The organism is Aedoeadaptatus urinae (genome assembly GCF_900155585.1).
GTDB lineage: Bacteria > Bacillota > Clostridia > Tissierellales > Peptoniphilaceae > Aedoeadaptatus > Aedoeadaptatus urinae.
This window is the reverse complement of the sequence record NZ_LT707418.1, coordinates 437,270-462,520: the sequence shown is the minus strand read 5'-3', so window position 1 is coordinate 462,520 and position 25,251 is coordinate 437,270. Positions and strand designations below refer to the sequence as shown.

22 protein-coding genes are annotated in these 25,251 nt (G+C 52.7%); 21 read left to right on the top strand and 1 reads right to left on the bottom strand.

Going from position 1 to position 25,251, the window contains the following annotated elements; all coding sequences use genetic code 11:
* The first annotated feature begins 3 nt into the window (after window positions 1-3).
* From BQ7397_RS07440 to BQ7397_RS07345, 20 genes are all read left to right on the top strand, one after another.
* The gene (locus tag BQ7397_RS07440; RefSeq protein WP_077075472.1) at window positions 4-426 is read left to right on the top strand and encodes a PPC domain-containing DNA-binding protein; all 423 of its coding nucleotides are present in this window, start codon (window positions 4-6) and stop codon (window positions 424-426) included.
* 219 nt (window positions 427-645) lie between these two features.
* Window positions 646-900 (top strand): TM1266 family iron-only hydrogenase system putative regulator, encoded by a 255-nt coding sequence (locus BQ7397_RS07435; RefSeq protein ID WP_077075471.1) that lies wholly within the window; start codon window positions 646-648, stop codon window positions 898-900.
* Entirely contained in the window at window positions 897-1,943 is a 1,047-nt protein-coding gene (gene hydE / locus BQ7397_RS07430) for a [FeFe] hydrogenase H-cluster radical SAM maturase HydE (protein ID WP_200801212.1), read from the top strand. The genes BQ7397_RS07435 and hydE overlap by 4 nt, the downstream gene beginning before the upstream one ends.
* Window positions 1,944-3,359: a [FeFe] hydrogenase H-cluster radical SAM maturase HydG gene (hydG, locus tag BQ7397_RS07425; RefSeq protein ID WP_077075470.1), complete on the top strand. Its 1,416-nt coding sequence runs from the start codon at window positions 1,944-1,946 to the stop codon at window positions 3,357-3,359.
* Window positions 3,360-4,439 carry a GTPase gene (locus tag BQ7397_RS07420; protein ID WP_077075469.1) on the top strand — a complete coding sequence of 360 codons (1,080 nt, stop codon included), beginning with the start codon at window positions 3,360-3,362 and terminating at the stop codon, window positions 4,437-4,439. It abuts the gene before it with no gap.
* A 124-nt stretch (window positions 4,440-4,563) separates the two neighbouring features.
* On the top strand, window positions 4,564-5,937 hold the full coding sequence (gene glmU, locus BQ7397_RS07415) for a bifunctional UDP-N-acetylglucosamine diphosphorylase/glucosamine-1-phosphate N-acetyltransferase GlmU (protein ID WP_077075468.1): 1,374 nt from the start codon (window positions 4,564-4,566) through the stop codon (window positions 5,935-5,937).
* Window position 5,938: 1 nt separating this feature from the next.
* Complete coding sequence (locus BQ7397_RS07410; protein WP_077075467.1) at window positions 5,939-6,895, top strand: ribose-phosphate diphosphokinase; 957 nt, start codon at window positions 5,939-5,941, stop codon at window positions 6,893-6,895.
* A gap of 1 nt (window position 6,896) precedes the next feature.
* Window positions 6,897-7,457: an aminoacyl-tRNA hydrolase gene (gene pth, locus BQ7397_RS07405; RefSeq protein ID WP_077075466.1), complete on the top strand. Its 561-nt coding sequence runs from the start codon at window positions 6,897-6,899 to the stop codon at window positions 7,455-7,457.
* Window positions 7,458-7,493: 36 nt separating this feature from the next.
* Entirely contained in the window at window positions 7,494-10,982 is a 3,489-nt protein-coding gene (gene mfd, locus BQ7397_RS07400) for a transcription-repair coupling factor (protein WP_077075465.1), read from the top strand.
* Between the two features lie 50 nt (window positions 10,983-11,032).
* The gene (locus BQ7397_RS07395) at window positions 11,033-12,085 is read left to right on the top strand and encodes a peptidylprolyl isomerase (protein ID WP_077075727.1); all 1,053 of its coding nucleotides are present in this window, start codon (window positions 11,033-11,035) and stop codon (window positions 12,083-12,085) included.
* A gap of 182 nt (window positions 12,086-12,267) precedes the next feature.
* The gene (locus tag BQ7397_RS07390) at window positions 12,268-13,551 is read left to right on the top strand and encodes a MazG nucleotide pyrophosphohydrolase domain-containing protein (protein ID WP_077075464.1); all 1,284 of its coding nucleotides are present in this window, start codon (window positions 12,268-12,270) and stop codon (window positions 13,549-13,551) included.
* A 9-nt stretch (window positions 13,552-13,560) separates the two neighbouring features.
* Window positions 13,561-13,839 (top strand): HU family DNA-binding protein, encoded by a 279-nt coding sequence (locus BQ7397_RS07385; RefSeq protein WP_077075463.1) that lies wholly within the window; start codon window positions 13,561-13,563, stop codon window positions 13,837-13,839.
* A gap of 40 nt (window positions 13,840-13,879) precedes the next feature.
* Window positions 13,880-14,128: an RNA-binding S4 domain-containing protein gene (locus BQ7397_RS07380; RefSeq protein WP_077075462.1), complete on the top strand. Its 249-nt coding sequence runs from the start codon at window positions 13,880-13,882 to the stop codon at window positions 14,126-14,128.
* A 45-nt stretch (window positions 14,129-14,173) separates the two neighbouring features.
* Window positions 14,174-14,503 carry an FtsB family cell division protein gene (locus BQ7397_RS07375; RefSeq protein WP_077075461.1) on the top strand — a complete coding sequence of 110 codons (330 nt, stop codon included), beginning with the start codon at window positions 14,174-14,176 and terminating at the stop codon, window positions 14,501-14,503.
* 3 nt (window positions 14,504-14,506) lie between these two features.
* Window positions 14,507-14,917: a S1 RNA-binding domain-containing protein gene (locus BQ7397_RS07370; RefSeq protein ID WP_077075460.1), complete on the top strand. Its 411-nt coding sequence runs from the start codon at window positions 14,507-14,509 to the stop codon at window positions 14,915-14,917.
* Between the two features lie 45 nt (window positions 14,918-14,962).
* Window positions 14,963-16,246 (top strand): tRNA lysidine(34) synthetase TilS, encoded by a 1,284-nt coding sequence (gene tilS, locus BQ7397_RS07365; RefSeq protein WP_077075459.1) that lies wholly within the window; start codon window positions 14,963-14,965, stop codon window positions 16,244-16,246.
* Window positions 16,207-16,770, top strand: coding sequence for a hypoxanthine phosphoribosyltransferase (hpt, locus tag BQ7397_RS07360; RefSeq protein ID WP_200801211.1), 564 nt, complete (start codon window positions 16,207-16,209; stop codon window positions 16,768-16,770). The genes tilS and hpt overlap by 40 nt, the downstream gene beginning before the upstream one ends.
* A gap of 52 nt (window positions 16,771-16,822) precedes the next feature.
* Window positions 16,823-18,727 carry an ATP-dependent zinc metalloprotease FtsH gene (gene ftsH, locus BQ7397_RS07355; RefSeq protein ID WP_077075458.1) on the top strand — a complete coding sequence of 635 codons (1,905 nt, stop codon included), beginning with the start codon at window positions 16,823-16,825 and terminating at the stop codon, window positions 18,725-18,727.
* A gap of 169 nt (window positions 18,728-18,896) precedes the next feature.
* Complete coding sequence (locus tag BQ7397_RS07350) at window positions 18,897-19,718, top strand: MIP/aquaporin family protein (protein ID WP_083703461.1); 822 nt, start codon at window positions 18,897-18,899, stop codon at window positions 19,716-19,718.
* An 11-nt stretch (window positions 19,719-19,729) separates the two neighbouring features.
* On the top strand, window positions 19,730-20,788 hold the full coding sequence (locus BQ7397_RS07345; protein WP_077075457.1) for a methyltransferase domain-containing protein: 1,059 nt from the start codon (window positions 19,730-19,732) through the stop codon (window positions 20,786-20,788).
* Between the two features lie 103 nt (window positions 20,789-20,891).
* Here BQ7397_RS07345 and BQ7397_RS07340 read toward each other — a convergent pair whose 3' ends face one another.
* Window positions 20,892-23,765, bottom strand: a complete 2,874-nt coding sequence (locus BQ7397_RS07340) for an insulinase family protein (protein ID WP_077075456.1) — start codon at window positions 23,763-23,765, stop codon at window positions 20,892-20,894.
* Window positions 23,766-23,909: 144 nt separating this feature from the next.
* Here BQ7397_RS07340 and BQ7397_RS07335 point away from each other — a divergent pair, with 144 nt between their 5' ends.
* Window positions 23,910-25,199 carry an NAD(P)H-dependent oxidoreductase gene (locus BQ7397_RS07335; protein ID WP_077075455.1) on the top strand — a complete coding sequence of 430 codons (1,290 nt, stop codon included), beginning with the start codon at window positions 23,910-23,912 and terminating at the stop codon, window positions 25,197-25,199.
* The last annotated feature ends 52 nt before the right edge of the window (window positions 25,200-25,251 follow it).

The following is a 25,251-nucleotide window of genomic DNA, read 5'->3' as shown; positions in this document are numbered from 1 at the left end:
AAAATGGATTACAAAGCTTTTAAAGAGGGCACCATCGCCCTGCGTCTGGATCCCGGTGAAGAAATTTGCGAAAGCCTCCTCGCCCTGGCGGAAAAAGAAAAAATTCAGGCGGCCACGGTCTACGGCCTCGGCGCCACCGACGATGCCGTCATCGGCATTATGGATTTAGAGGACAAGGAGTACAAGACCCGTCCCTTAAAGGAGCCCATGGAGATTACCATGCTCGTGGGCAATCTCTCCCGAAAAGACGGAGAGGCCTATCTCCACGCCCACATTAATCTGGGCCGCACCGACGGCACGGTCATGGGCGGCCATTTGAACCGGGCGGTAATTTCCGTTACGGCGGAAATTTTCATTCGCCCCTTGAGTGGTGTCATCGATCGAAAGGCCAACGAAGCCATCGGCATCAATCAAATGATTTTTTAAACAGCAAAGCTTTCGAAAGAGTCGGAATTCTCCGGCTCTTTTTTTGTTTGGAGCGTTTTATAAAACAAAATCGAAGACGAAAAGAGAACCGGTGAAAAAATTAACTTTTTTTCTCTCCGTCGGCAGCTAAGGAACCGAGTTGTGCTAGAATATGGTGGTACAAAAAAAGAAGATTCTTTTCCGAAAGGTCCGCCCTTGAGGAAGAGGTTGGAGGTGTCTATGAACGAAAAATTGGGAATCATCGCCATTATCGTCGAAACCGGATCCGGTGATACCATTAAGAGCATTAACGAGCTTTTACACGAGGAACGGGACATTATTGTGGGACGATTAGGCATACCCTACCCGAAGCGCGGGCTGTCCTTGATCAGCATCGTCGTCGACGGCGAGCAGGATAAAATCAACGCCCTTTCAGGGAAGCTCGGCATGCTCGACGACGTCAACGTCCGCACCACTCTTGCCGGCGATCTATGATCGAGACGATTTTTAAAAGGATCGACGAAGGCAGAGGGCTGGATCGTAAAGAGCTGCGCTATCTGCTCGAAAACCGCGAGGATCTTGAGGAGGCGGTGTTTGAAAAGGCGAGAGCCGTTGCCGATCGCCACTTTCACAAAAAGATCTACGTCCGCGGATTAATCGAATTTACAAACTACTGTCATAACAATTGCTACTACTGCGGCATTCGTCGGGGAAACGACGAGGTGGACCGCTACCGTTTGACGACGGAGGAAATGGAGGCGGCGGTCGCCGTGGGCGCTCAGGCGGGCTTTCAAACCTTCGTTCTTCAAGGGGGCGAGGACGCCTATTTTACCGACGAGCGGCTGGCCGATTGGCTGCGGCGAATCAAAAGGATTCAGCCGGGCTGTGCCATTACCCTCTCCGTGGGCGAGCGAAGCCGTCAAAGCTACGCGCGGTTAAAGGAAGCGGGAGCCGATCGATTTTTGCTGCGCCACGAAACCTATGACCCGGAGCATTACAAAAAGCTTCACCCGAAGGAAATGGATCGGGACAAGCGCCTGGCCTGTCTCTACGAATTAAAGGCCTTGGGCTATCAGGTGGGGAGCGGCTTTATGGTGGGCAGCCCTTACCAGAGCACGGAAAATTTGGTGGAGGATTTTATGTTCCTCCAAAAGCTGCAGCCGGCCATGATCGGCATCGGGCCCTATGTGCGCCATCACGCCACGCCCTTTCGCGATTTCGAAAACGGCAGCGTAGAGATCACGGCCATGTGCATCGCCATCTTGCGTCTGCTTTTTCCCACGGCAAACATTCCGTCCACCACGGCCATGCAGACCTTGGCCGCCGACGGACGCAACCGCGGCATATTAGCCGGCGCCAATGTGTTTATGCCCAATCTGTCGCCGCCGAGGGTGCGTGAAAGCTACGCCCTTTACGACAACAAGGCGGCCTTCGCCTTGGAAGCGGCGGAAAATTTACGGGATTTAAAGGCGCAGATCGCCGAACTGGGCTATGAAATTGTTATGAGTCGAGGAGATTTTAAGGGAAGGGAGATATAAATGTACGATAAAATGTCCGCCAATGCGGAAGATTTTATAAATCACGACGAAATTATGGCCACCTTGGAAGAGGCAAAGGCCAATCGCACCAATCGCGTCATGCAGGAGGCGATTTTGGAAAAGGGCCGAAAGATGAAGGGCCTGGACCACCGGGAAGCGGCGGTTCTTTTAATGACGGAGCTGGATGATATTCGCGAAAGCTTCCGCCAATTGGCGCGGGAGATCAAGAAAAAGTATTACGGCAATCGCATCGTGCTCTTCGCGCCTCTGTATTTGTCCAATTACTGTGTTAACGGCTGTGTCTATTGCCCCTATCACTACAAAAACAAGCACATCGACCGGGTGAAGCTGACTCAGGAACAAATCAAAAAGGAAGTCATCGCCCTGCAGGATTTAGGGCACAAGCGGTTGGCCCTGGAGCTCGGGGAAGATCCGATGAACAATCCCATCGAATACGTCTTGGACAGCATTAAGACCATTTACTCCATTAAGCATAAAAACGGCGCCATTCGCCGCGTCAATGTGAACATCGCCGCCACTACGGTGGAAAATTACCGGAAGCTGAAGGAGGCGGAGATCGGCACCTATATACTGTTCCAGGAAACCTATCACAAGAAAAATTACGAAGCCCTGCACCCCACGGGACCGAAATCCAACTGGGCCTACCATACGGAGGCCATGGACCGGGCCATGGAAGGGGGCATCGACGACGTGGGCTTAGGGGTCTTATACGGCCTGAACAATTATCCCTACGACTTCGTAGGCCAATTGATGCACGCGGAACACCTGGAGGCTTATAAGGGCGTGGGACCCCACACCATTTCCATGCCGCGGATTCGCCCCGCCGACGACATCGACCCGGGAGAATTTGAAAACGGCGTACCCGATGAGATTTTCGAAGACATTATCGCCCTGATCCGCGTCGCCGTTCCCTACACGGGCATGATCATCTCCACGCGGGAAAGCCAAGCCATGCGGAAAAAAGCCCTGGAGCTCGGCGTCTCTCAAATCAGCGGCGGCTCTAAGACTTCCGTGGGCGGCTACGACGAATCGAAGGAAGAGGACAACTCCGCTCAATTCGACACCGACGACTGCCGCAGCTTAGATGAGGTCATTCACTGGCTACTGGACTTGGGTTATCTGCCCAGCTTCTGCACGGCATGCTACCGGGCGGGGCGCACCGGCGAAACCTTTATGGAAGAGGTGAAGAGCTTCCATATCGCCAAATTCTGTCAGCCCAACGCCATTATGACCCTGCAGGAATATCTCTCCGACTACGCCGCCGACGATACCCGCAAATTAGGGGAAGAAAAAATCGTCGACTTTTTGAAGGACGTGGAACGCGACGATTTAAGGGAAAAGGCCGCCGCCTATGTGAAGCGCATTCAAGGCGGCGAGCGGGACTTCAGGTTTTAAATGGATACGCAAAAAGGACTTCGACTGCACATCGCCATTTTCGGAAAGACCAACAGCGGCAAAAGCACCTTAATGAATCTGCTTACCGAGCAGGCTACCTCCATGGTTTCGCCCAAGGCGGGCACCACCACGGATCCGGTTTACAAAAACATGGAGGTGGACGGCCTGGGCCCGGTGACCTTTATCGACACGGCGGGTACGGCCGATGAGACGGAGCTGGGAGGTGCCCGCATGGCCCGCACCATGAAGGTGGTGGATGAAATCGACGGCGCCGTTTTTATCGGCGAGGTGGAAGATGCCATTGAGGAGCCGGTGGCGAAGAAAAATATTCCCGTCTTGAAACTGGATCGCCCCTTTCCGCCGCGGGATGAGATTTTAAAAGCCCTCGCCGATTTGTTGAAGGAAAAGAAGAAGGCCCCGGGCCTTTTCGACGGCATGGCCGTTCAGGGCGGCCATCTGCTTTTCGTCATGCCCCAAGACGCATCGGCGCCGAAGGGCCGGCTGATTCTGCCCCAGGTGCAGGCCTTAAGAGAGGTCTTGGACAAGGGGCTGACGGCGACGATTTGCGATTTAAACACCATGGACACGGCTCTCGCGAAGCTGGCGAAGGCGCCGGATTGGATCGTTACCGACTCTCAGGTCTTTTCGGAAGTCTACGAAAAGAAACCGGCGGCATCGAAGATCACCTCCTTCTCCATTTTATTCGCCCGAGCCAAGGGGGACATGGACGCCATGATGGAGGGGGCGAAGACCCTGCGCCGTCTGTCCGGGGATGCGAAGATTCTTATGGCGGAAGCTTGTACCCACGCGCCGAAGGAAGAAGATATCGGCCGGGTGAAAATTCCCGCCATGCTTCGAAAAAAATTAGGAGACGGGATCACCGTCGACTTTACCCGTGGGCTGAGCTTTCCCGAAAATATCGGCGATTACGATTTAATTATTATGTGCGGCAGCTGCATGTTTCAGCGGCCGGTGGTGCAAGCCAGGGTGGCGAAGGCCAAGGAAAAAAACGTCCCCGTCACCAATTACGGCCTGGTCATCGCCGAGGCCAAGGGTATATTGGACAAAATCGATTTATAAATACGTTGAATCATAAAACCGGCGGTGAGCGAGGTGCTCGCCGCTTCTTTATGCTAAGAAATGTTGAGAGAAATTGCCGCGTTCGTTATAATAGATTGAAGAACGTTACGAGTGAGGTGTAAGCGTGAATGTATCAATTATTTTAGCAGCAGGGGAAGGCACGCGGATGAAATCCGACATGCCCAAGGTGCTGCATAAGGTTGCGGGCAAAGCCATACTGAGTTATGTGGTGGACAACTGCACTGCCAATGCGATGGACAAAAATATCGTCATCGTCGGGCACAAAAAAGACGACGTCATCGAATACTTTAAGGATGCGCCGCTGAAGTTTATCGAGCAAGAATTAGGAGAGGGCATTCCCTACGGCACGGGCTATGCCGTGGCATGTGCCTTGGATGAATTTTCCGACGAGGACATGGTTTATATTTTGACCGGCGATACGCCGCTGTTTAAGGAAAAGACCATCGCCAAGTTTATGGACTATGCACAAAGCCACGATTTCGACGCTTGCGTCTTAACCGCCGTGGTCAGCGATCCCTTCGGCTACGGCCGCATCATTCGGGGTACTGATTCCACCATTGCAGGCATCGTGGAAGAAAAAGATGCTACGGACAAGGAAAAGGCCATTACGGAAGTGAATACCGGGATCTTCGCCTTCACCGGCCGGGCATTAAAAGAAAACATCGGCAATTTAAGCGCGAACAATAAGCAGAGCGAGCTTTACTTAACCGACGTCATTCAAATGCTCAATGACCAGGGCAGGAAAATTGGCGGCGTCACCATGTGCGATGAAGAGGAAATGCTGGGAATCAACTCCCGAGTGCAATTGGCTGCCTGCGAAGAAATTATGCGCCGCCGCATCAACCGATACCACATGGACAACGGCGTCACCTTTACGGACAAAGACGCCACTTTAATCGATTTCGACGTGAAAATCGGAAGAGATACGATTTTAGGTCCCAACGTTCACCTGGAAGGATCGACGATTATCGGCGAGGGCTGCGTGATTCGCGGAGCGTCCAGAATCGTCGACAGCACCGTCGCAGACGGGGTGACCATCGAATCCTCGGTAATCGAGCAATCAAAGGTGGGCTGCGGCGTGACCATGGGGCCCTTCGCCCACCTGCGCCCCAACTGCGTCTTGGAAGAGAATGTACACATCGGCAATTTCGTCGAAGTCAAAAATTCTCACATCGGCAAGGGAACGAAGGCGGGACATTTGGCTTACATCGGCGACGGCGACGTGGGCGAGAACGTCAATATCAGCTGCGGCGTGATTTTCTGCAACTACAACGGCAGAAAGAAATTCCGCACCACCATTGGCGACAACGCCTTTATCGGCTCCAATGTAAATTTAGTGGCGCCGATCACCATCGGCGAAGGCGCCTTTATCGCCGCGGGAAGCACTATTTCCAAAGATGTAGGCGATGAAAGCTTAGCAGTAGAGAGAAGTGAACAGAAGATGATTGCCGGTTGGAACCGGAGAAAGGACAGCTAGTATGAAACATAACGGTGAAGTCGTCATTATTTCGGGAAATTCCAATCGCGCTTTGGTACAAAAAATCTGTGATGAATTGGGCATCGACGAAAGTGCTTGCGAGGTCAAGCAATTTTCCGACGGAGAAATTTCCATCGACATTATGGATTCGGTTCGCGGTAGAGATGTCTTCGTCATTCAACCGACCTCCGGCCCCGTCAACGATCATTTAATGGAGCTGTTAATTTTAATCGACGCCTTAAAGCGGGCTTCGGCAGGACGCATTAACGCCGTCGTGCCCTATTACGGCTACGCCCGCCAAGACAGAAAGGTGCGCGCGAGAGAACCCATTACGGCGAAGCTCGTCGCCAATTTAATTACCGTCAGCGGCGCCGATCGCGTTATCTGCATGGACCTGCACGCCGGACAAATTCAAGGCTACTTCGACATTCCCGTCGACCACTTAACCGCCGTGCCCTATCTGGCGAAATACTTTAAGAGCCATATCGACACGGACAATATCGTGGCCGTGAGCCCGGATTTAGGCGGTGTCACCCGCACGCGGAAATTCGCCGAAGAATTAAACGGCGCGCCCATTGCCATTATCGAAAAGAGACGGCCTAAGGCCAACGAAAATGTGGTCATGAACGTCATCGGCTCCATCGAAGGAAAAGACTGTATTCTCGTCGACGACATTATCGACACGGCGGGCACGGTTTGCAAGGCCGCCGAAGCCTTAAGAAACCATGGCGCCAAACGAATTTACGGTTGCGCCACCCACGGCGTCCTTTCCGGCCCCGCCATTGAGCGCATCGACAATTCCATTATGGAACGCTTCGTCATCACCGACACCATCGAGTTGCCCGAGGAAAAGCACATCGACAAAATCGACGTGGTTTCCGTTGCGCCCATACTCGCCAGCGCCATTCGCCGGGTCAACACCGACCGTTCCATCAGCAAAATTTTCGAAGAAGTGTAATATGCTTATCGTCGGTTTAGGCAATCCGGGAGATCGCTACAAAAACACCCGGCACAATGTGGGGTTTATGGCCTTGGATGCCATTGCCGATGCTTTAAATATTCCCGTAAACACCATTAAATTTAAGGGACTTTACGGGGAGGGACGCGCCTTTGGAAAAAAGGTGCGTCTTTTAAAGCCCACAACCTATATGAACGAGTCCGGCCAATCGGTGCGGGCCTGCATGGATTATTTTAAAATCGAGCCGGAGGAGGTGCTGGTTTTAGTCGACGACATCGACATCGCCTTCGGCACCATTCGCCTCAGAAAATCGGGCAGCGCCGGCACGCACAACGGCTTGAAGTCCATTATTTATCAGGTGCAGTCCGATCAATTTCCCCGCTTAAAAATCGCCGTGGGAAAGAAAAATCCCCATATGGACCTGGCCAATTTCGTCCTCAGCACCTTTACGGATGAGGAAGAAAAAGTGATGGACGAGACCATTGAAAAGGCGAAGGACGCCGCCCTGCTCTTTTTAAAAAGCGGGCTGGACGAGGCCATGAATACCTATAACGGAAAGTAGAAAGCAGCTCACGGGAGCTGCTTTTTAGGAGGCAAGATGACGCGTATTTACAATGAGCTTTTTTCAAAGGATCCCTCCTTTCAAGAAATCTTGGAAGGCATCAGGGATAAAGAAATGCCCATCGGCTGTTACGGCTTAGCGGAGCCTGCCATTGCCCCTGCCGTGGAGACCATTTACCAAGATCAAAAGCGGCCCGTTCTTTTGGTCACATACGATAGCGCCCGGGCGAAGAAATTGGCGGAAGACTTGTCCTACTACGCCGAGGACGGCGTCTATCTCCTGCAGCCGCGGCAACTTTTCTTCTTTCAGCGGGACGCGGGAAGCAACGAGCTTTTAAGCGCCCGGCTCAGGACCATGAATGCCATGATCCGGGGCGAGGCGAGGTTTGTGGTGACGACGCCGGAAGCCTTAGGCGGCATTTTTCTCAAGCCCTCTTACTTAAAGGACGCATCCTTTTCTTTGAAATTAGGGGATGTGGTGGAAACCGGCGCTCTGATGCAAAAGCTGTTGGCCTCGGGCTATCGGCGCGTGGATTTCGTCGAAGGCATGGGCCAATTTTCTATACGAGGCGGCATCGTCGACATCTACACCCCGGACACCTATCCCTACCGCGTGGAGCTCTTCGACGTGGAGGTGGATTCCATTCGCCGCTTCGACCCCTACACCCAGCGCTCCGTGGAGGATGTGGAGGTGGCGGAAATTTTTCCCGTTCACGACGTGATCTTTGACGAGGATCTGCGGGATACCATGGCTACCGCCGTGGAAAAGGATTTAAAGAAGATAAAAAAATTAAGCCGCGTGTCCCAAGAGCGGGCGGAAGAAAAATTTCTGCCTCTCGTGGAAAAATTGAAGGACGGATCCTTTCTGTCCCACACCGATCTTTTGCTGCCCTACATTCCCGACGAGGCCCGGGCATCGATTATCGATTACTTTACAGAGCCTCCCCTCGTTTTTTTAGACGAGCCGCGGCGCATGAGGGAAGTGGCACAGAATCAAGAGCTTTCCTTAGGGGATACGTTAAGCGATCTCGCCGAAGCAGGCGAGCTTTTAAAGGCCCATATGTCCATCCAACTGGACTACGACGCCATTTATAGAGATTTCAAGGCACGGGATCTCATTCTTTCCAGCTACATCGTGCGGGCTACCAACGATTTGCCGGTAAAGCGCATCGCCAATTTCAATATAAAGACCGTTACCAGCTTCGGCGGGCGTCTGCGCTTTTTTAAAGAGGAGATACGCCGCTACCTGGACCGAAATTATTCCGTCGTCCTCTTGGGCGGTAGCGAAGAAAAGACCCTGCGCCTGAAAGACAGCTTGCGGGACATGGGCTTCGATCCCGTGCCTCTTAGCGAAAACTTAATGCCCGCTCAGATACAATACGATTCGGGCCACGTGCACGGCGGCTTCGAAATGGAAGAAGACCGCTTCGTCCTGCTAAACGCCACGGAAATTTTCGGCGAGACGAAGAAAAAGAAGCGGCGCCGCAAGAAAAAAGACGTCATCGACTTGGCGAGCCTTTCCGTCGGCGATTATGTGGTTCACGAAATGCACGGCATCGGAAAATTTATGGGCACGACGAATTTAGAGGTCCAGGGCATTCAGCGGGATTACATTACCCTGCTCTATAAGGGAGGGGACAAGCTCTTTCTGCCCATGGATCAAATGGCGCTGATTCACCGCTACATCGCCACCGACGACGGACCGGTGAAGGTGAATCGCCTGAACACCCAGACCTGGAAGAATACCAAGGCCAAGGCCAAGCGCAGCGTGGAAGAGATGGCGGAAGATTTAATTCGCCTCTACGCCAAGCGGGAAGACGTGACGGGCTACGCCTTTACGGAAGATCAGCCCTGGCAGAAGGATTTCGAAGACGCCTTTCAGTACGACGAGACGGAAGGGCAGCTGGAGGCGGCGGAAGAGATTAAGAAGGACATGGAAGAGGCCAAGCCCATGGACCGGCTCCTCTGCGCCGATGTGGGCTACGGAAAGACGGAGGTGGCCCTGAGAGCGGCCTTTAAGGCGGTCCTCGACGGCAAGCAGGTGGCCTTCCTCGTCCCCACCACCATTCTCGCCCAGCAACACTACAACACCATGCGTGAGCGCTTCGCCCACTTTCCCGTGGACCTGGCCCTGCTGTCCCGCTTCCGCTCGAAAAAAGAGCAGGAGAAGGACCTGGAGGGGCTGCGCATCGGTTCTGTGGACATCGTCGTGGGCACCCATCGCCTCTTGTCCAAGGACGTGAAGTTTAAGGACCTGGGCCTTCTCATCATCGACGAAGAGCAGCGCTTCGGCGTGCGCCACAAGGAGCGGCTGAAGCTCTTAAAAGAAAATGTGGACACCCTGACACTGACGGCGACGCCGATCCCGAGGACCCTGCAAATGTCCTTGGCGGGCATTCGGGATATGTCCGTCATCGACGAGCCCCCCGGGGAGCGCTTCCCGGTACAGACCTATGTGGTGGAATACAATCCCATGATGATTCGCGAAGCCATTTTAAAGGAGCTGGACAGAGGCGGACAGGTTTACTTCGTCTACAACCGGGTGCGGACCATGGAAAAAATGCTCAGCGATTTGCAGGAGATGGTGCCCGAGGCGCGCTTCGCCATGGCCAACGGCCAAATGGGCGAGCGGGAGCTGGAAAACACCATGCTTCAGTTTTATAACAGAGACATCGACGTGCTCCTCTGCTCCACCATTATCGAGACGGGGATGGACGTGTCCAATGCCAATACCATGATCGTGTGGGAGGCGAACCGCCTGGGCCTGTCCCAGCTCTACCAGCTGCGGGGACGCATCGGCAGGAGCAATCGCATCGCCTACGCCTACTTTTCCTACAAGCGGGATGCGAGCATTTCCGAGGTAGCGGAAAAGCGTCTCGCCGCCATTCGCGAGTTTACGGAATTCGGTAGCGGCTACAAGATCGCTATGCGGGATTTGGAAATCCGCGGCTCGGGAAATATTTTAGGCGAAAGCCAACACGGCCACATGAACGCCATCGGCTACGATCTCTACATTAAGTTTTTAAAGCAGGCTGTGCGCCGCGCCAAGGGCGAGGAGGATGTGGAGGAGGCAGATACGTCCATGGACGTGCTCATCGACTCCTACATTCCAAAAAGCTATATTAAAGACGAGACCCAGCGTATGGAAATGTATCGAAAAATTGCCGTCATCACTGACGACGAGGACGAGCGGGACGTCATCGACGAGCTCATCGACCGCTTCGGCGATCCGCCCAAGGCGGTGCTGCAGCTCACCCACCTGTCCAAGCTTCGCCACATGGCCTCCACCCTGCAGGTGGAAACCATTCAGCAAAAGGGCGACGACTACACCTTCTACTTCGTCAAAGGCTACGAATTGGATCTGTCCCTCTTAAACGAACTGACCAGCGTCTTCGGCAAGCGATTGGTCTTTTCCATGGCGGGGGAATACAGCATACGGCTGACGGCGGAGAAAAATGCATTGGATGAGATAGAAAAAGTACTGGATCTTATGAAAGTACACAAATTGCACACACGCAAGAATTAATTTTTTTGTTATAATAGACAGAAAGCAATGTGAAGAAAGAAAGGAAAATTATGACTATTAAGCATACTCTGACAAAAATCGGTGTCGTCTGCCTGGCTGCCTCGGTTCTCTTAACCGGCTGCGGCAAAAAAGACGTCGCCGCCACGGTAAACGGCAAGGATATTTCCATCGAAGATTACGAACGGGAATACAAGATGCAGGCCCAACAAGCCATGGCTCAATACGGTGAAGACTTCTTGACCCAAAAGACCCAAGACGGTAAGCAAACCATGGGCGAAATGATGCGTCAAAATACCTTGGACAATTTGGTTCGCTTCGAAATTTACAAACAAGATGCCGAAAGCAAGGGCATTAAGATTTCGGACAAGGACGTGGATGCCGAATTCGATAAGATGGTCAAGATGTACGGCGGCGAAGAAAAATTACAAGCAGCCCTGAAGGAAAACAACCTGACCGAAGAAAAGATGAAGGAATACACGAAGACCAACCTTCTCATGCAACAGTACCAAGAAAAAATGATGAAGGAAATGGAACCGACGGAAAAAGAACTGAAGAAGTACTACGACGATCACAAGGACGAATTTAAAACGGCGGAAGCCAGCCATATTTTGGTCAAGACCAAGGAAGAAGCCGAAGCGATTAAGAAGGAATTGGACGGCGGCGCCGACTTCGCGAAGCTGGCAAAGGAAAAGAGCCTGGACACCGGTTCCGCTCAAAACGGCGGCTCCTTAGGTCAATTCACACCGGGACAAATGGTCAAGGAATTCGACGAAAAAGTCTTCTCCATGAAGCCCGGCGAAATTTCCGATCCCGTAAAGACCCAATTCGGTTACCACATTATTAAGCTTGACAAGATTTCCAACGACTTCAACAGCGCCAAGGACGCAGTGAAGGAAGCGGTGATTCGCGATAAGTTTAAGGAATACAACGACAAGCTCGAAAAGGATGCCAAGGTCAAACGCTTGGTGAACACGGCGAAGGACATTCCCGTGGAACCCATCAAGGTCAGCGGCACCAAGGGTCAAGGAAACGAAAAAGCCGACGCACAAGCAAAGAATACGCAAGAACAAAACGCCGGCAACAAGACGGAAGAAAAGAAATAAGCTTCCCTTCGGTAATGAAACAGCCTATGTCATATAGGCTGTTTTTTTATGTCCTTTTATTTTTTAAGGGAGATCGCCGACGAGTTTCGGCGAAAAATGGCTAAATTCGGCTAAAAAATCCTTTTTAAGCTAGACAAAGCCTGCCGCGAATAGTACAATAACTTAGGTAAAAGGGGGACGTCATGGGAAAGCTACGAATTGTCGGTCTCGGTCCGACCAACGAAAAAGACCTTACGGTTAAAGCTCTGGAGGCCATTCACGACGAATCGAAAAAATTTCTCAGGACGGAAGCGCACGATGCAGTCGCGTATTTTCGCTCCCACCATATTCCTTACCAAGCTTATGATTATCTGTACGAATCCGAGGACGACTTCGATTCCATTTACCGCGCCATCTGCGAGGATTTAATGGAACGGTCCCGGGACGAGGACATTACGTACTTCGTTCCCGGTCACCCCCTGATCGCGGAAAAGACCGTGATCTATTTGCTGGAGAAGGATCCCGCCATTGAAATCGTAGACGGCTTGAGCTTTATCGAGCCGGTCCTGAGCTCAGTGAAGAGAGATCCCGTCGACGGCATGAAGATCATTAACGGAGACGATTTTTCCGACTTGGATCTGGATCTGCACGTGGACACTATTGTGACCCAAGTGTACAATCAGCGGATCGTGCGCGAATTGAAGCTGGCCCTGTCCGAGCTTTACGGCGACGAGCACGAGGTATTCGTTCTGTCCCATGCGGGACACGAGGAAAAGGCCTTTTTCGAAAAGCGGCTCGTCTATATGTTGGATCGCTTCGACGATTACGGCTATGAAACCAGCCTCTTCGTTCCGAAGACAGATGAGCATGGGGACGTAAGGGATATTATTAGGCTGATTCGACGGCTTCGCGGCCCCGAGGGTTGCCCTTGGGACGTGAAACAAACTCATGAAAGCATTAAAGCCAATTTAATCGAGGAAGCTTACGAGGCGGCCTACGCCATCGACTGCAAGGATGCCTTCGCCATGGAAGAAGAACTGGGCGACGTCCTTTTTCAAGTTATCTTTCACGCCGAACTGGCGGCGCAAGAAGGAACCTTCACCCTGGCGAGTCTCGTCCGGGTGCTGGTAGATAAAATGATTCGACGCCATCCCCACGTCTTTCAAGGCGGCATCAATGATTGGGAAGGCATCAAATCGGCGGAACGCGGCAGCCAAACGCTATCGCAAAAGCTTCGTCACTACGACGGTCTTCCGGCCCTTTTGCGGGGACAAAAGACGATCCGGCTCACAAAGAGCGATCCTCTTCTCTCCGAGACGACGGCAGACATGGACGAGGATTCACGTCGCATAGCGCGTGGCCTTATAGACGTATTGACCGACGCGGAAAGCTGTGGGATCGATGCGGAAAGCTTGCTGGCGACGACGATGGCTCGATTCACCGACGTTCTTTCCGAAAAAGAAAGAAACGAACATGAAAATCTTTAGGAGGACATTATGAACAAATCTGAACTTATTTCCAAAATCGCTGAAAAAAGCAATTTATCCAAGAAAGATGCCGAAAACGCATTAAACGCATTCTTAAGCACCATCGAAGAAAGCTTAGCTAAAGACGAAAAAGTCCAATTAGTCGGCTTCGGTACCTTTGAAGTACGTGACCGCAAGGCCCGCGAAGGCAGAAACCCGAGAAATCCTGAAGAAGTCATTAAGATCCCCGCATCGAAGGCTCCCGTCTTCCGCGCAGGTAAGGCATTAAAAGAATCGGTCAACAAGTAATTCGAGGGCTCGCAAGAGCCCTTTTTTTAAAGGGGAAACTATGCGCATCGACAAGTATTTGAAAAACGCAAGAATCATTAAACGTCGCACCGTGGCCAAGGAAGCCTGCGACGGCGGCCGGGTGACCATTAACGGAAAGACCGCCAAGGCCGGGGACGAGGTGGCCATCGGCGATACCGTGGCCGTGCAATTCGGCAATCGATGCCAAAGGGTGCGGGTCTTGGACATTAAGGACAATGTGCAAAAAAAAGGCGCCGAAGATCTCTACGAAATCCTTCCCGACGATTGAAAAGAATGGCAAAACGTGCGATACTAGTATTATCGAGGTGAGTGTATGGCAAAGGGAAGAAAAATTCACAGAGTACCCGTTCAAACGGCCCGTTGGGCGATTATCGCCGTGGTCGTCCTTTGCGTTGTCATCAGTTTCGGAACCTGGAAAGAGACTCGCCAAAAAGAAGCATTAATGCGGGAAAACAAAAAGAAAATCGAAGCCCGTTCCAAGGAAATAAAAGCCACGGGTGCCGCCATTCGCAACAGCGACAGCATGGAGTTTGCGGAAGAGGTGGCCCGTGAGGATTTAGGCATGGTAAAGCCGAGAGAGGTTATTTACGTGGACAAGGAAAAAGAACGGGCGGGCGAAACCAACGAGGAGGATTCAAGGTAATTTATGGCAATCGAAGTAGGAGCTATTTTAGACGGCGTCGTCACGGGCATCGTAAAATTCGGAGCATTCGTTCAATTGGACGAGGATCACAACGGCCTGGTACATATTTCGGAAATATCCGATGAATACGTCAAGGAAGTCTCGGATCATTTATCCATGGGGCAAAAGGTCAAGGTCAAGGTGCTCACCGTGGATGACGGCGGAAAAATCGCCTTAAGCATGAAGCAGGCTCGGCCGAAGACGGAACAGAAAAAGCCCCTGCCACAGGCGGTTCAATTAAACAGAGAAGTCCATAAATCCGATGCGTCCAGCTTCGACGATATGTTGAGCAAATTCATGAAGGTCAGCAATGAAAAGATTGAAAGTGCGAAACAGCGTCGCAATGTGAGACAAGGTAAGACGAAGAGAAGATAAAGCAAGCGTCGCCGAGCGACGCTCTTTTTTTGAACGGAGGCCTTTGTGATCGTGTCATTCGACGAAATCATCCATAGGGACAGCCACGTCCTCGTGGCCTTATCCGGCGGGCCGGATTCCATGTATCTGCTCTGTTTGCTGAAGGCCTATAGAGAGAAGGTGCCCTTTGATTTAAGGGCCGCCCATTTGCATCACGGCCTCAGGGAGACGGCGGACAGGGATCAGGCCTTCGTCGAGGCCCTTTGTAGGGAGTGGGCCGTTCCCCTCGTCGTCGAGCGGGCCGACGTAACCGCCTATGCCCGGAAAAATAAATTGGGCACGGAGGAAGCGGGACGGATTTTGCGCTACGATTTTTTCAGGCGCCATAAAGCGCCCGGCGGGCTCATCGCCCTGGCTCACCACTTGGACGATCAGGTGGAGACCATGCTCCTGCGGCTGATTCGAGGCACCGGCCTCCGGGGCATGGAGGGCATGAAGGTGCTGGAGGGGGACCTGTTTCGGCCCCTGCTCTCTTTGACAAAAGAGGAGATTCTGGCGGCACTGGAGGAAAACCACATTCCCTATGTGGTGGATGAGACCAATCTCGAGCCCACCTATTCCAGAAACCGGGTGCGCCTCAACATCATCCCCGAAGCCGAGGCCATTAACCCCGGCTTTCGTCGAGCCATGTCAAATTTTCGAACCATGGTAGAGGAGGACGAGGGCTATTTGTCCCGGGAGGCCGAAAAGCGTTACGAGGCCCTGGCGCACGAGTCGCCCACGCGCGTAAGCATCGACGAGGAAATTTTTGACCTGCCCGACGCTTTGCGCCGGCGGGTCTTTCGCAGGGCGATCGAAAGCATCAAGGGCCATGTGAAAAATATCGGCTACGAGCACATTTTAGCCGTCGACGGATTAAAAGAGGCACAGACGGGCAAGGGCATCGACCTTCCGGGCCTGCGGGTGGCGCGGAGCTACGATAAAATTATTTTTTCCCCGCCCCCTGCAGGGACGGAGCCTATCGATGCTGTAAGCTTAATCGACGGCGAGGCCGAATTTATGGGCCACCGCTTTTACTTAGGCGAGGGCGAGGATTTTGTCTACGTCAAGGATCCTTCCCGCGTAAAAATTCGCACCAGGAGGCCCGGGGATGTGATTGGGTTAAAGGTCGGCCGCAAGAAATTAAAGGATGTTTTTATCGACGCAAAAATCAATCGCGAGCTGCGGGACAGCTGGCCCGTGGTCGTCGAAGGAGACGAAGTGATTTGGGTCGTCGGTTTGAGAAAAGCCTATAGGCAGGAGGAAAAATCATGGCAGAAACTCGCGTGGATTCCATCGAAAGAGATGTAGCGGAAGTTTTAATTTCCAAAGAAGAGATACAGGAGGCCGTACAACGCATCGGTCGTGCCGTCACCGACGACTTTCGCGGAAAAAATCTTATCGTCATCGGCATTTTAAAAGGCGCCTTCGCCTTTATGGCGGATTTGATTCAGGCCATCGACCTGCCTATGGAAATCGACTTTATGGACGTTTCCAGCTACGGCACATCCACCACCTCCAGCGGCGAGGTGCGGATCTTAAAAGACCTTTCCACCACGGTGGAAGGAAAGTCCGTTCTTATCGTGGAGGACATTGTGGACACGGGCCTCACCCTCAGCTATTTGACGAAAGTCATGGAAAGTCGCGGCGTAAAGGACGTGGCCATCGCCACCTTGCTTACCAAGCCCTCCCGCCGGGAGCGGGCGGTGCAGGTGGATTACGTGGGCTACGAGGTGGCGGATAAATTCGTCGTGGGCTACGGCATCGACTTTGCGGAAAAATATAGAAACCTGCCCTATGTCGGCGTATTAAAGCCTGAGATTTACGAAAAATAATACCTTAAATATGGTATACTGAAGAGTACGACAGAAGAGGAGGTTAGTAATATTGAATAGAAAATGGAGCGGCGTCGCCTTTTATCTCGTGCTTCTCGGCATGCTGATTTTCGGCATTTACTTTATGAATCCGTCCCAACGGGCGACGGAAGAGATCAGCTACACGAAGCTTGTGGAAATGATCCAACAGGATAAAATAAAATCCATCGACCTAAAGGGTTCGGAAGCTCTGGTAACGAAAAAAAACAAAGACGTAGTTCGGACAAACATCCCGCCCATTATCGGCGATTCCTTTTATGAGCAGTATTTAAAGAAGCCGGTGGAGCGCGGCGATATCGCCCTGTCCTCTACGCCTGTCAATAATCAATCCCCTTCTTTGACCAGTTTTCTGCCCACTTTCGTGGTCATGCTCTTTATGGGCTATCTGTTCTTCAGCTTTATGCGATCCCAGCAAGGCGCCGGCGGCCGCATGATGAATTTCGGCAAGAGCAAGGCCCGGGTCATGGAAGATGAGGATAATAAAATTACGTTTAAAGACGTGGCGGGTTTGAAAGAAGAAAAGGAAGAACTTTCCGAAATCGTCGACTTTCTAAAGAGCCCGGGTAAATTCGTCGCCATGGGGGCGCGCATTCCCAAAGGGGTGCTCCTCGTGGGGCCGCCGGGAACGGGGAAGACCTACCTTTCCAAGTCCGTGGCAGGCGAGGCGAAGGTGCCTTTTTATATTATGAGCGGTTCGGATTTCGTGGAAATGTATGTGGGTGTCGGCGCGAGCCGGGTGCGGGATCTTTTTGAAACGGCAAAAAATAACGCCCCCTGTATTATCTTCATCGACGAAATCGACGCCGTGGGACGCAGACGGGGCGCGGGCCTCGGCGGCGGTCACGACGAGCGGGAACAAACCTTAAATCAACTGCTCGTGGAAATGGACGGCTTCGGCACCAATGAAGGGGTCATCGTCATGGCGGCCACCAACCGTGCCGACATCTTGGACCCTGCCCTTCTTCGCCCGGGGCGCTTTGACCGACAAATTTACGTCGGCCTTCCCGACGTGCGGGCGCGAAAAGAAATTTTGGAACTTCACGGCAAGAAAAAGCCCATGGCCGAGGACGTGGACATGTCCGTAGTGGCCAAGCGTACGGCAGGCTTTACTCCGGCGGATCTTGAAAACCTAATGAACGAGTCGGCCCTTTTGGCGGCTCGCGCCAATTTGAGAAAGATCACCATGGCCGTCGTCAACGAGGCCAGCATTAAAGTGGTGGCAGGTCCCGAAAAGACCAGCGCCGTCATTAAGGAAAAAGAGCGCAAGCTCACGGCGGTTCACGAGGCGGGTCATGCCGTAGTCTCCCGCCTCTTGCCGGGATTTGATTCGGTGCACATGATCACCATCATTCCCCGCGGTCGCGCCGGCGGCTTTACGGCCTTTTTGCCCGACGACGACATTATGCATTTCACCACGAAGACGGAAATGCAGGACGAGCTGGTGAGCCTCTTAGGAGGCCGCGTGGCGGAGGATTTAGTTTTAGGCGACATCTCCACCGGCGCATCCAACGACATCGAGCGGGCCACGAAGCTCGCCCGTGAGATGGTCACTACCTACGGCATGAGCGAAAAGGTCGGCACCTTAACCTACGGCAGCGATTCCGATTCGGTCTTCGTCGCCAGGGACATGAGCCACACAAAGGATTACTCCGAAGAAGTGGCTGCGGAAATCGACGAAGAAATGCGCCGATTCGTCGGGGATGCTTACAACAAGGCAAAGACTCTTTTGAAAGAGAACATGGACACTCTGCTCCGCGTCTCCGACGCCCTCTTGGACAGAGAAACCATTAGCGGCAAGGAATTCGAAGCCATCTTTAACGGCGAGACCCTTTCCGAAGATCCCCTGGGAACCGGGGAGCACATCGAAAGGGACGAGCTTTCCGAAGAAGCAAGCCAAGCCTTAAAAGAAGATAAGTAAACGAAAGCACTGAGCATAGGCTCGGTGCTTTTTCAATGAAGACGGCTATAGAAAAACGGGGGCAAAAAACATTCTCCATTGTAAAAACGAATAGATATCTATGTTCATTGACAGGAATTTACTCCAGAGGATAAACTGATAATAAATATATTATCCAAAAGGAGGAATTATGAACGACGTAGTTAAGTCGGAGCCTAAAGTGTGGATGCACTCGATGATGGGCGAGGTCATCGGCACTTTTCTTATGTGTTTTTTCGGCATCGGTGCCGTGGCCACGGCAACCTTGTACGGCGCCCACACCGGTCCCTTTCAGGTAGGTATGATTTGGGGGCTCGCCATCGCCATCGCCATTTACGCCACGAGAAACTTATCCGCGGCTCACTTTAATCCTGCGGTGACCTTGGCCATGTGCCTCAGCGGCCGTTGCGCGTGGAAAAACTTTCCAGTGTATTTTTGCGGCCAAATGATCGGCGCCCTCTTAGCCGGCCTGGCCCTGTGGATTTTCTTTAAAGACAGTGTGCAAGCGGCCCTCGTCGCCGACAATTTGACCATGAGCGTGGCCAGCGGCCCCTCGAGTATCTGGTGCGAAGTCTTCCCCAACACGGCGAAAGGCGTCATCAGCCCCGGCGTCGCCGCTTTTGCGGAAGGTCTCGGCGTCTTTATTCTGGTCATTATTATTTTCTCCATGACCGAAGGCTGCAATCTGGGTCGTCCCAGCGACGATCTTTTCCCCTTGTTTATCGGGCTCACCATCTCTTGCCTTATCGGCACCATCGGCCCCATGACCAATGCGGGCTTAAATCCCGCCCGTGACTTGGGCCCCCGCATCGTCGGCTACCTGGTCGGCTTTAAAGCCGTAGCCTTTTCACCGCAGGTTCTTTTGGTCTACACCCTGGGTCCCTGTGTGGGAAGCGCCCTGGCGGCTTTGGTCTTTACGAAAGTCATCGAACCCTTACAACAATCGAAATCGAACAATAATTGCTGCTGCTAAAGGAGAGTAACATGGATATTCGCGAAGAAGTTAAAAAATATTATTCGGAAGTCACCGGCGAAAAAGAAGGTCAAATGGAAACCAATATTTGCTCCTGCGCCCTGGACAATATGCCGGAACACTTGCAAGTGATCAGAGAACAAATTCCCGACGAAATCATTCTCCGTTTCTACGGCTGCGGTTCGCCCATTCCGCCGGCTTTGGAAGGCTGCACCGTCTTGGACTTAGGTTGCGGCACGGGCCTCGACGTGTACATGGTTTCCAAGCTCGTGGGCGAAAAGGGCAAGGTCATCGGCCTGGACATGAACGACGATCAATTGGCCATCGCCAAAGCCCACCAAGACGAAATGGCGAAAAAATTCGGCTACAAGGAATCGAACGTCACCTTCGTCAAGGGTTATATCGAAGATTTAAAATCCGCCGGAATCGAAGACGAAAGCGTCGATGTGGTTATTTCCAACTGCGTCATCAATCTGTCCCCCTACAAAGAAGCGGTGTTCGGCGAAATCTACCGCGTGCTGAAAAAAGGCGGCGAACTCTACTTCTCGGACATTTTCGCCGATCGCCGCATGCCGAAGGAATTGGAAGATCACCCCGTCCTACGCGGCGAATGCATCGGCGGCGCCATGTATGTGGAAGATTTCCGCCGGCTCATGCGCAAAGTGGGCTGGGAGGATTTCCGCTACATGTCTTCTTCCAAAGCGGCCGTGGACAATCCGGAAATTGAAAAATTAACCGGCAATATCGGCTTTACCTCCCGCACCATTCGCGCCATGAAGTTGCCCGAATTTCTGGAAGACATTTGCGAACAATACGGCCAATTTATTATTTACAAAGGCGGCATCGTCGGCAACGAATTTGCCTTTGACCTGGACGATCACCACCATTTCGAAAAGGACCTGCCCGCCTCGGTTTGCGGCAACACCTGTGCCATGATTCAACAAACCCGCTTCGGCAAATACTTCGAAGTCATCGGCGATCGCTCCCGACACTTCGGCCCCTTCGAAGGCTGCTCCACCTCGCCTTCGGTGGATTCGGAAAGCGCAGGCAGTGGCGGCTGTTGCTGTTAATCAGAAAAAGAAGTCCTTGGGGGCTTCTTTTTTTGCGCAGACATTCGGGCGTGAAAAAGCCCCGCCATCGCTCTCGGATGTCGGGGCTTTGTTGTTCGTCGAATTATCGATTTAAACTTTCGTAGCGGTCGAAGGCGGCCGTTTCTTTTAAGGCGGCCTCGGATCCCATGGCCACCAGTTGATCTTCGCCCATAAGGGCGTCCATCATGTCGCCATAGCCCTTTAAATCCGTCACAGTGGTCTTTAGAGCCTCTTCACGGAGAGATTCGATCTCAGCACTGCTCGTGCCGTTTAAGAAGCGCTTAAAGTCCATGAGGCCGTAAGAGGGGGGCGCCATGTGGGGATCGAAGACGTTCATGACGCCGATGATCATATCCGCCAGATCCCGCTCGGAAAGCTCCAGGGAGCGAAGGAAATCGCCGATGCCGTCGTAGGCGGCGATGGTTTCCTTCACGTGGGGATCCCGATAGGAGTAGGTGGCCACATTGCCGCTTTTCGCGATGCGAATGCCGGCACCGTAAGCGCCGCCTTTGGCGCGAATTTCCCGGTGCAGATAGAGATTGCTGATCACATTGGCCAGCACCGCCATGTCGCCGGAGTAGCTTTTGCCCAGGTCTTTAAAATTGCCGCCCTTGGCAATGTAATTGACCTGAGAATTTAAGGTGAAGGCCTCTTTTACCTTTTCGGGCGTAAAGGCCGGGGAATAATCTTCGGCGCCGATGAGGTCAAAGGATTGAATCAGGGGAGAGAGGGCGTCTTCCGCCTCGTCCAAGTCCTCTTTTTCCGCAATGAGATTTAATGTGAGGCGATCTTTGGCGAATAATTTCTTCGCCACGGCCTGAAGCTTTTCGCCCACGGCCGCGTAATTCTTTTCGTCGACGCGGTCGCAGACGAAGTCGAAGAAGGCGAGGCCGTTCATTATATCGTCTACATAAGCGCCTTCGCTGAAGTGGGTGCGCACGCGATTGGAGACGATACTGTGGCCCGACTGCAAGAGGGTGTTAGCGATGTCCGCCTTGAGCCCTTCTAAAATCGTCTTGAGCCTGTTTGCGTCAGCCAGGCGGCTGTCGTGAAGGATTTCATCCAGTACGGCGTAGCCCCGCTCGATCTGCCTGGGCAGGGCACCGGTTGAGATAAAGAAGTAGGGGGCATAGCCCGCTTTCGTCTCTTCCACAGGGGTGTCGAAGGTAAAGCCGCCGCCGGAGAGGAAGATTTCCGTTTCAAGGGCCGCCTCGTCGTAATTTTTCGTGGCGACTTTGGTCAATACTTCCCCTAACAGGGAGGCATAGGCCAATTCCTCTTCCGTCAAATGGCCCATGTGAAAGGCCAGGTTCGTATAGACGATGCCATTGGTGTTCAGAGGATTTTTCGTCAAAGTGACGCCGTCTTTTTCTGCGACGTCGCGGGGGATGTCCGTGATGCCGTCGGCCAGGTCCTCGAGATCCAGCTTGGGAATGGTGGCCTTGGCCTCGGCGGAATCCGGCGCCATTTGATAATCCCTCAGGTCTTTGACCAGAGCTTCGATTTCTTTTTTCTCTTCGTCGGACAATGCGGCGAGATCCGCTTTTTGTTTTGCGGCCAGAGCCTCGTCTTCTCTCTTTTGCTTGCCCTTCTCCGGCGCCACATTCATAAAGAGGCGGTGGGTCGGTTTTAAGAAAAATTCTCGGATCTTTTCCTGATAGTAATCCGTGCCGATCTTCTCACGCATTTCATTTAAAAGAGGCAGCACTTCCAAGCCGTCCAAGGGGCTTTGGCCGTAGAGCCAGGTGTTTAAGGCGCCGATGTAGGAGATGAGATCGGCGTGGCTGCCGCCGCCGCGGCGCACGGTAAATTCAAATTTTTCCAGGGTCGCTTCCAAAAGATCCTCGTCCATGCCCTCATCGGCCAAGCGGTTTAAGGTATCGTTGACGATGGATTTAAAATCCTCGTAGCGAGCCCCGTCGGCGCGGTAGGCTACCAGGGTGAAGTCCCAGGTATTGGATACGGAAAGTTCCGAGTACACGTCTTCGCCGATGCCCGCATCTTGCAAGGGCTTTTTCAAGAGGCCGTTTTCCGATTCGACGAAAAGCTCTTGAAAGAAACTGCGCAGCAAGAGGTCTTCCGGCGTGGGATTTTCCTTGGCACAGAGGGAGAAGGCGAAGTAATTCTTCCCGGCGGGGTCTTCCTCTTCGCTTAAATCGTAGCTGTCGTGAAATTCCTTGGGCTCGTCGAAAAAGGGATGGCCGACGATGTCAGAGGCCGGATCCGCGTAATCAAAGCGGCTTAAATATTCTTCGTCTAAATAGTTCAGGCGCTCGTCGAAATCCAAATCTCCGGCGAGAAGGATGTAGCTGTTGGAGGGGTGGTAGTAGCGGGCGTGGAAAGCCAAAAAGGCGTCGTAAGTTAAATCGGGAATGTTTTTCGGATTGCCGCCGGAATCGTGGGAATAGGTGCCCGTGGGGTGGAGTCTTTCTCGAATCATGTCGCTGATGCGATTGTTGGGATCGGAATAGACCCCCTTCATTTCGTTAAAGACCACGCCGTTGGCCACGAGGCTCTCGTCCTGAATTTCCGGATGCCAACCTTCCTGATAAAAAATCTTGGGATTTTTCTTCATGGCCGGGTAAAAGACCGCGTCCAGATACACGTCCATTAGCTGGCAAAAGTCCTTCTCGTTCCTGGAGCTGATGGGGTAGAGGGTCTTGTCGGGATAGGTCATGGCGTTTAAAAAAGTTTGCACGCTGGATGCCACCATGTCCATAAAGGGCTCCTTCGTCTTGTACTTCCGCGAGCCCGACAGCGTGGAGTGCTCCACAATGTGGGCGACGCCGGTGGAATCTTCCGGCGGCGTCTTAAAGCCGATGGCGAAGGTCTTGTTGTGGTTATGATTGTCGATGAGGAGGATCTGTGCCCCCGTTCGATTATGTTTTAAAAGAGAAACCTCGCCGTGTAACTCGTCGATGGTTCGCTTTTCCATTAATGTATAGTTCTTGTTCATAAATTCACTCCTATTCTGGTAATTCATACCCTTTGGCGCCGATGAAAATCAAAAATAGCGTTAAGATTCGCCTGTAGTGGGCCGAGGCTTTCGCCGCAGGGGACAATCTATGCTATAATTCTAAAGAATGATTGGAGGACAAATATGAAGCTGCAAAAAGATTTGTCTATCCACGGTCCCATACGCATCGCCGTCGTCGGCGCCGGATTAATGGGATCGGGATTAGTTGCACAATTAAAAAGTATTAAGAATATAGATGTCGTTCTTTGGTCGTCCAGAGGAGAAGAGGCCCTTTTGGACAAGGCGAAGGACGTGGGCTTAAAAGAAGACGCCTACGGATTTACCTTGGATGAAAAAGAAGTTCGAGAGCTTCTTAAAGAGGGCAAGACGGTTCTTACCACGAACAACGCTCTGGCCTGGGAGCTGGAGGAAGTGGATGCCATTTGCGACTGCACCGGGAATACGGAGGCAGGCGCTCAGTTAAACGAAAACGGATTGAATGCAGGCAAGCGCATCATCAGCTTTAATGTGGAATGCGACGTGCTCCTCGGGCCCTATTTCTTAAAAAAGGCACAGGAGAAGGGCCTTTGCTACACGGGCACGGCGGGAGACGAGCCCGGCGCCATTATGGAGCTCTATGATTTCGCCGAATTTTTAGGCTTCCGCGTCGTCGCCGCCGGAAAGGGAAAGAACAATCCCATGAATGTGGAGGCGACTCCCGAGACCTTAAGGGACGAGGCGGAGAAAAAAGGCATCAGCCCCCGCATGCTCACCTCCTTCGTCGACGCCACCAATACCATGATCGAGCTCAATGCCGTATGTAATGCCACGGGCCTCTTGCCCGACGAGGGCGGCTGCGTGGGCATGCACGCCGATATAAAGGATCTGAGCAAAAAGCTTTTGACTAAGGATATGGGCGGGGAGATGAACCGCAGGGGCACGGTGAATTTCGTTCACGGCATCGCCCCCGGCGTCTTCGTCTCCGTGGAATCCGACGAGCCGGTGATTCAAAGGGAAATGCCCTATCTTTCCATGGGCGACGGGCCCAATTACATTTTGTACCGACCCTATCACCTGACGAATATCGAAACCCCTTTGACAATTGCAAAAGCCGTTTTGTATAATGAGGCCACGATTGCTCCGGAGGCGGGCTATGTGGCCCACACCGTCGCCGTGGCGAAAAAAGATATGGAGGCGGGCGAACCCATCCAAGGCATCGGATCCGACACGGCCTACGGCACATTGGTGGAGGCGGATCGGGCTTACGACGAAGGCCTCCTTCCCATCGGACTTCTCGTCGGCGAGGCGAAGCTTCGCCGCCCCGTGAAAAAGGGACAGATGATTCATTTGGAAGACGTGGCTTTGGACGAAGAGTCTCTTCTGGTCAAACTATTTATGGCCGAGCACGGCAGGTTCTATGCTTTACCAAAATAAATAAATATGTTAGAATACCTTATCTAGATAAATTTGAGGGAGGATGTGAGGC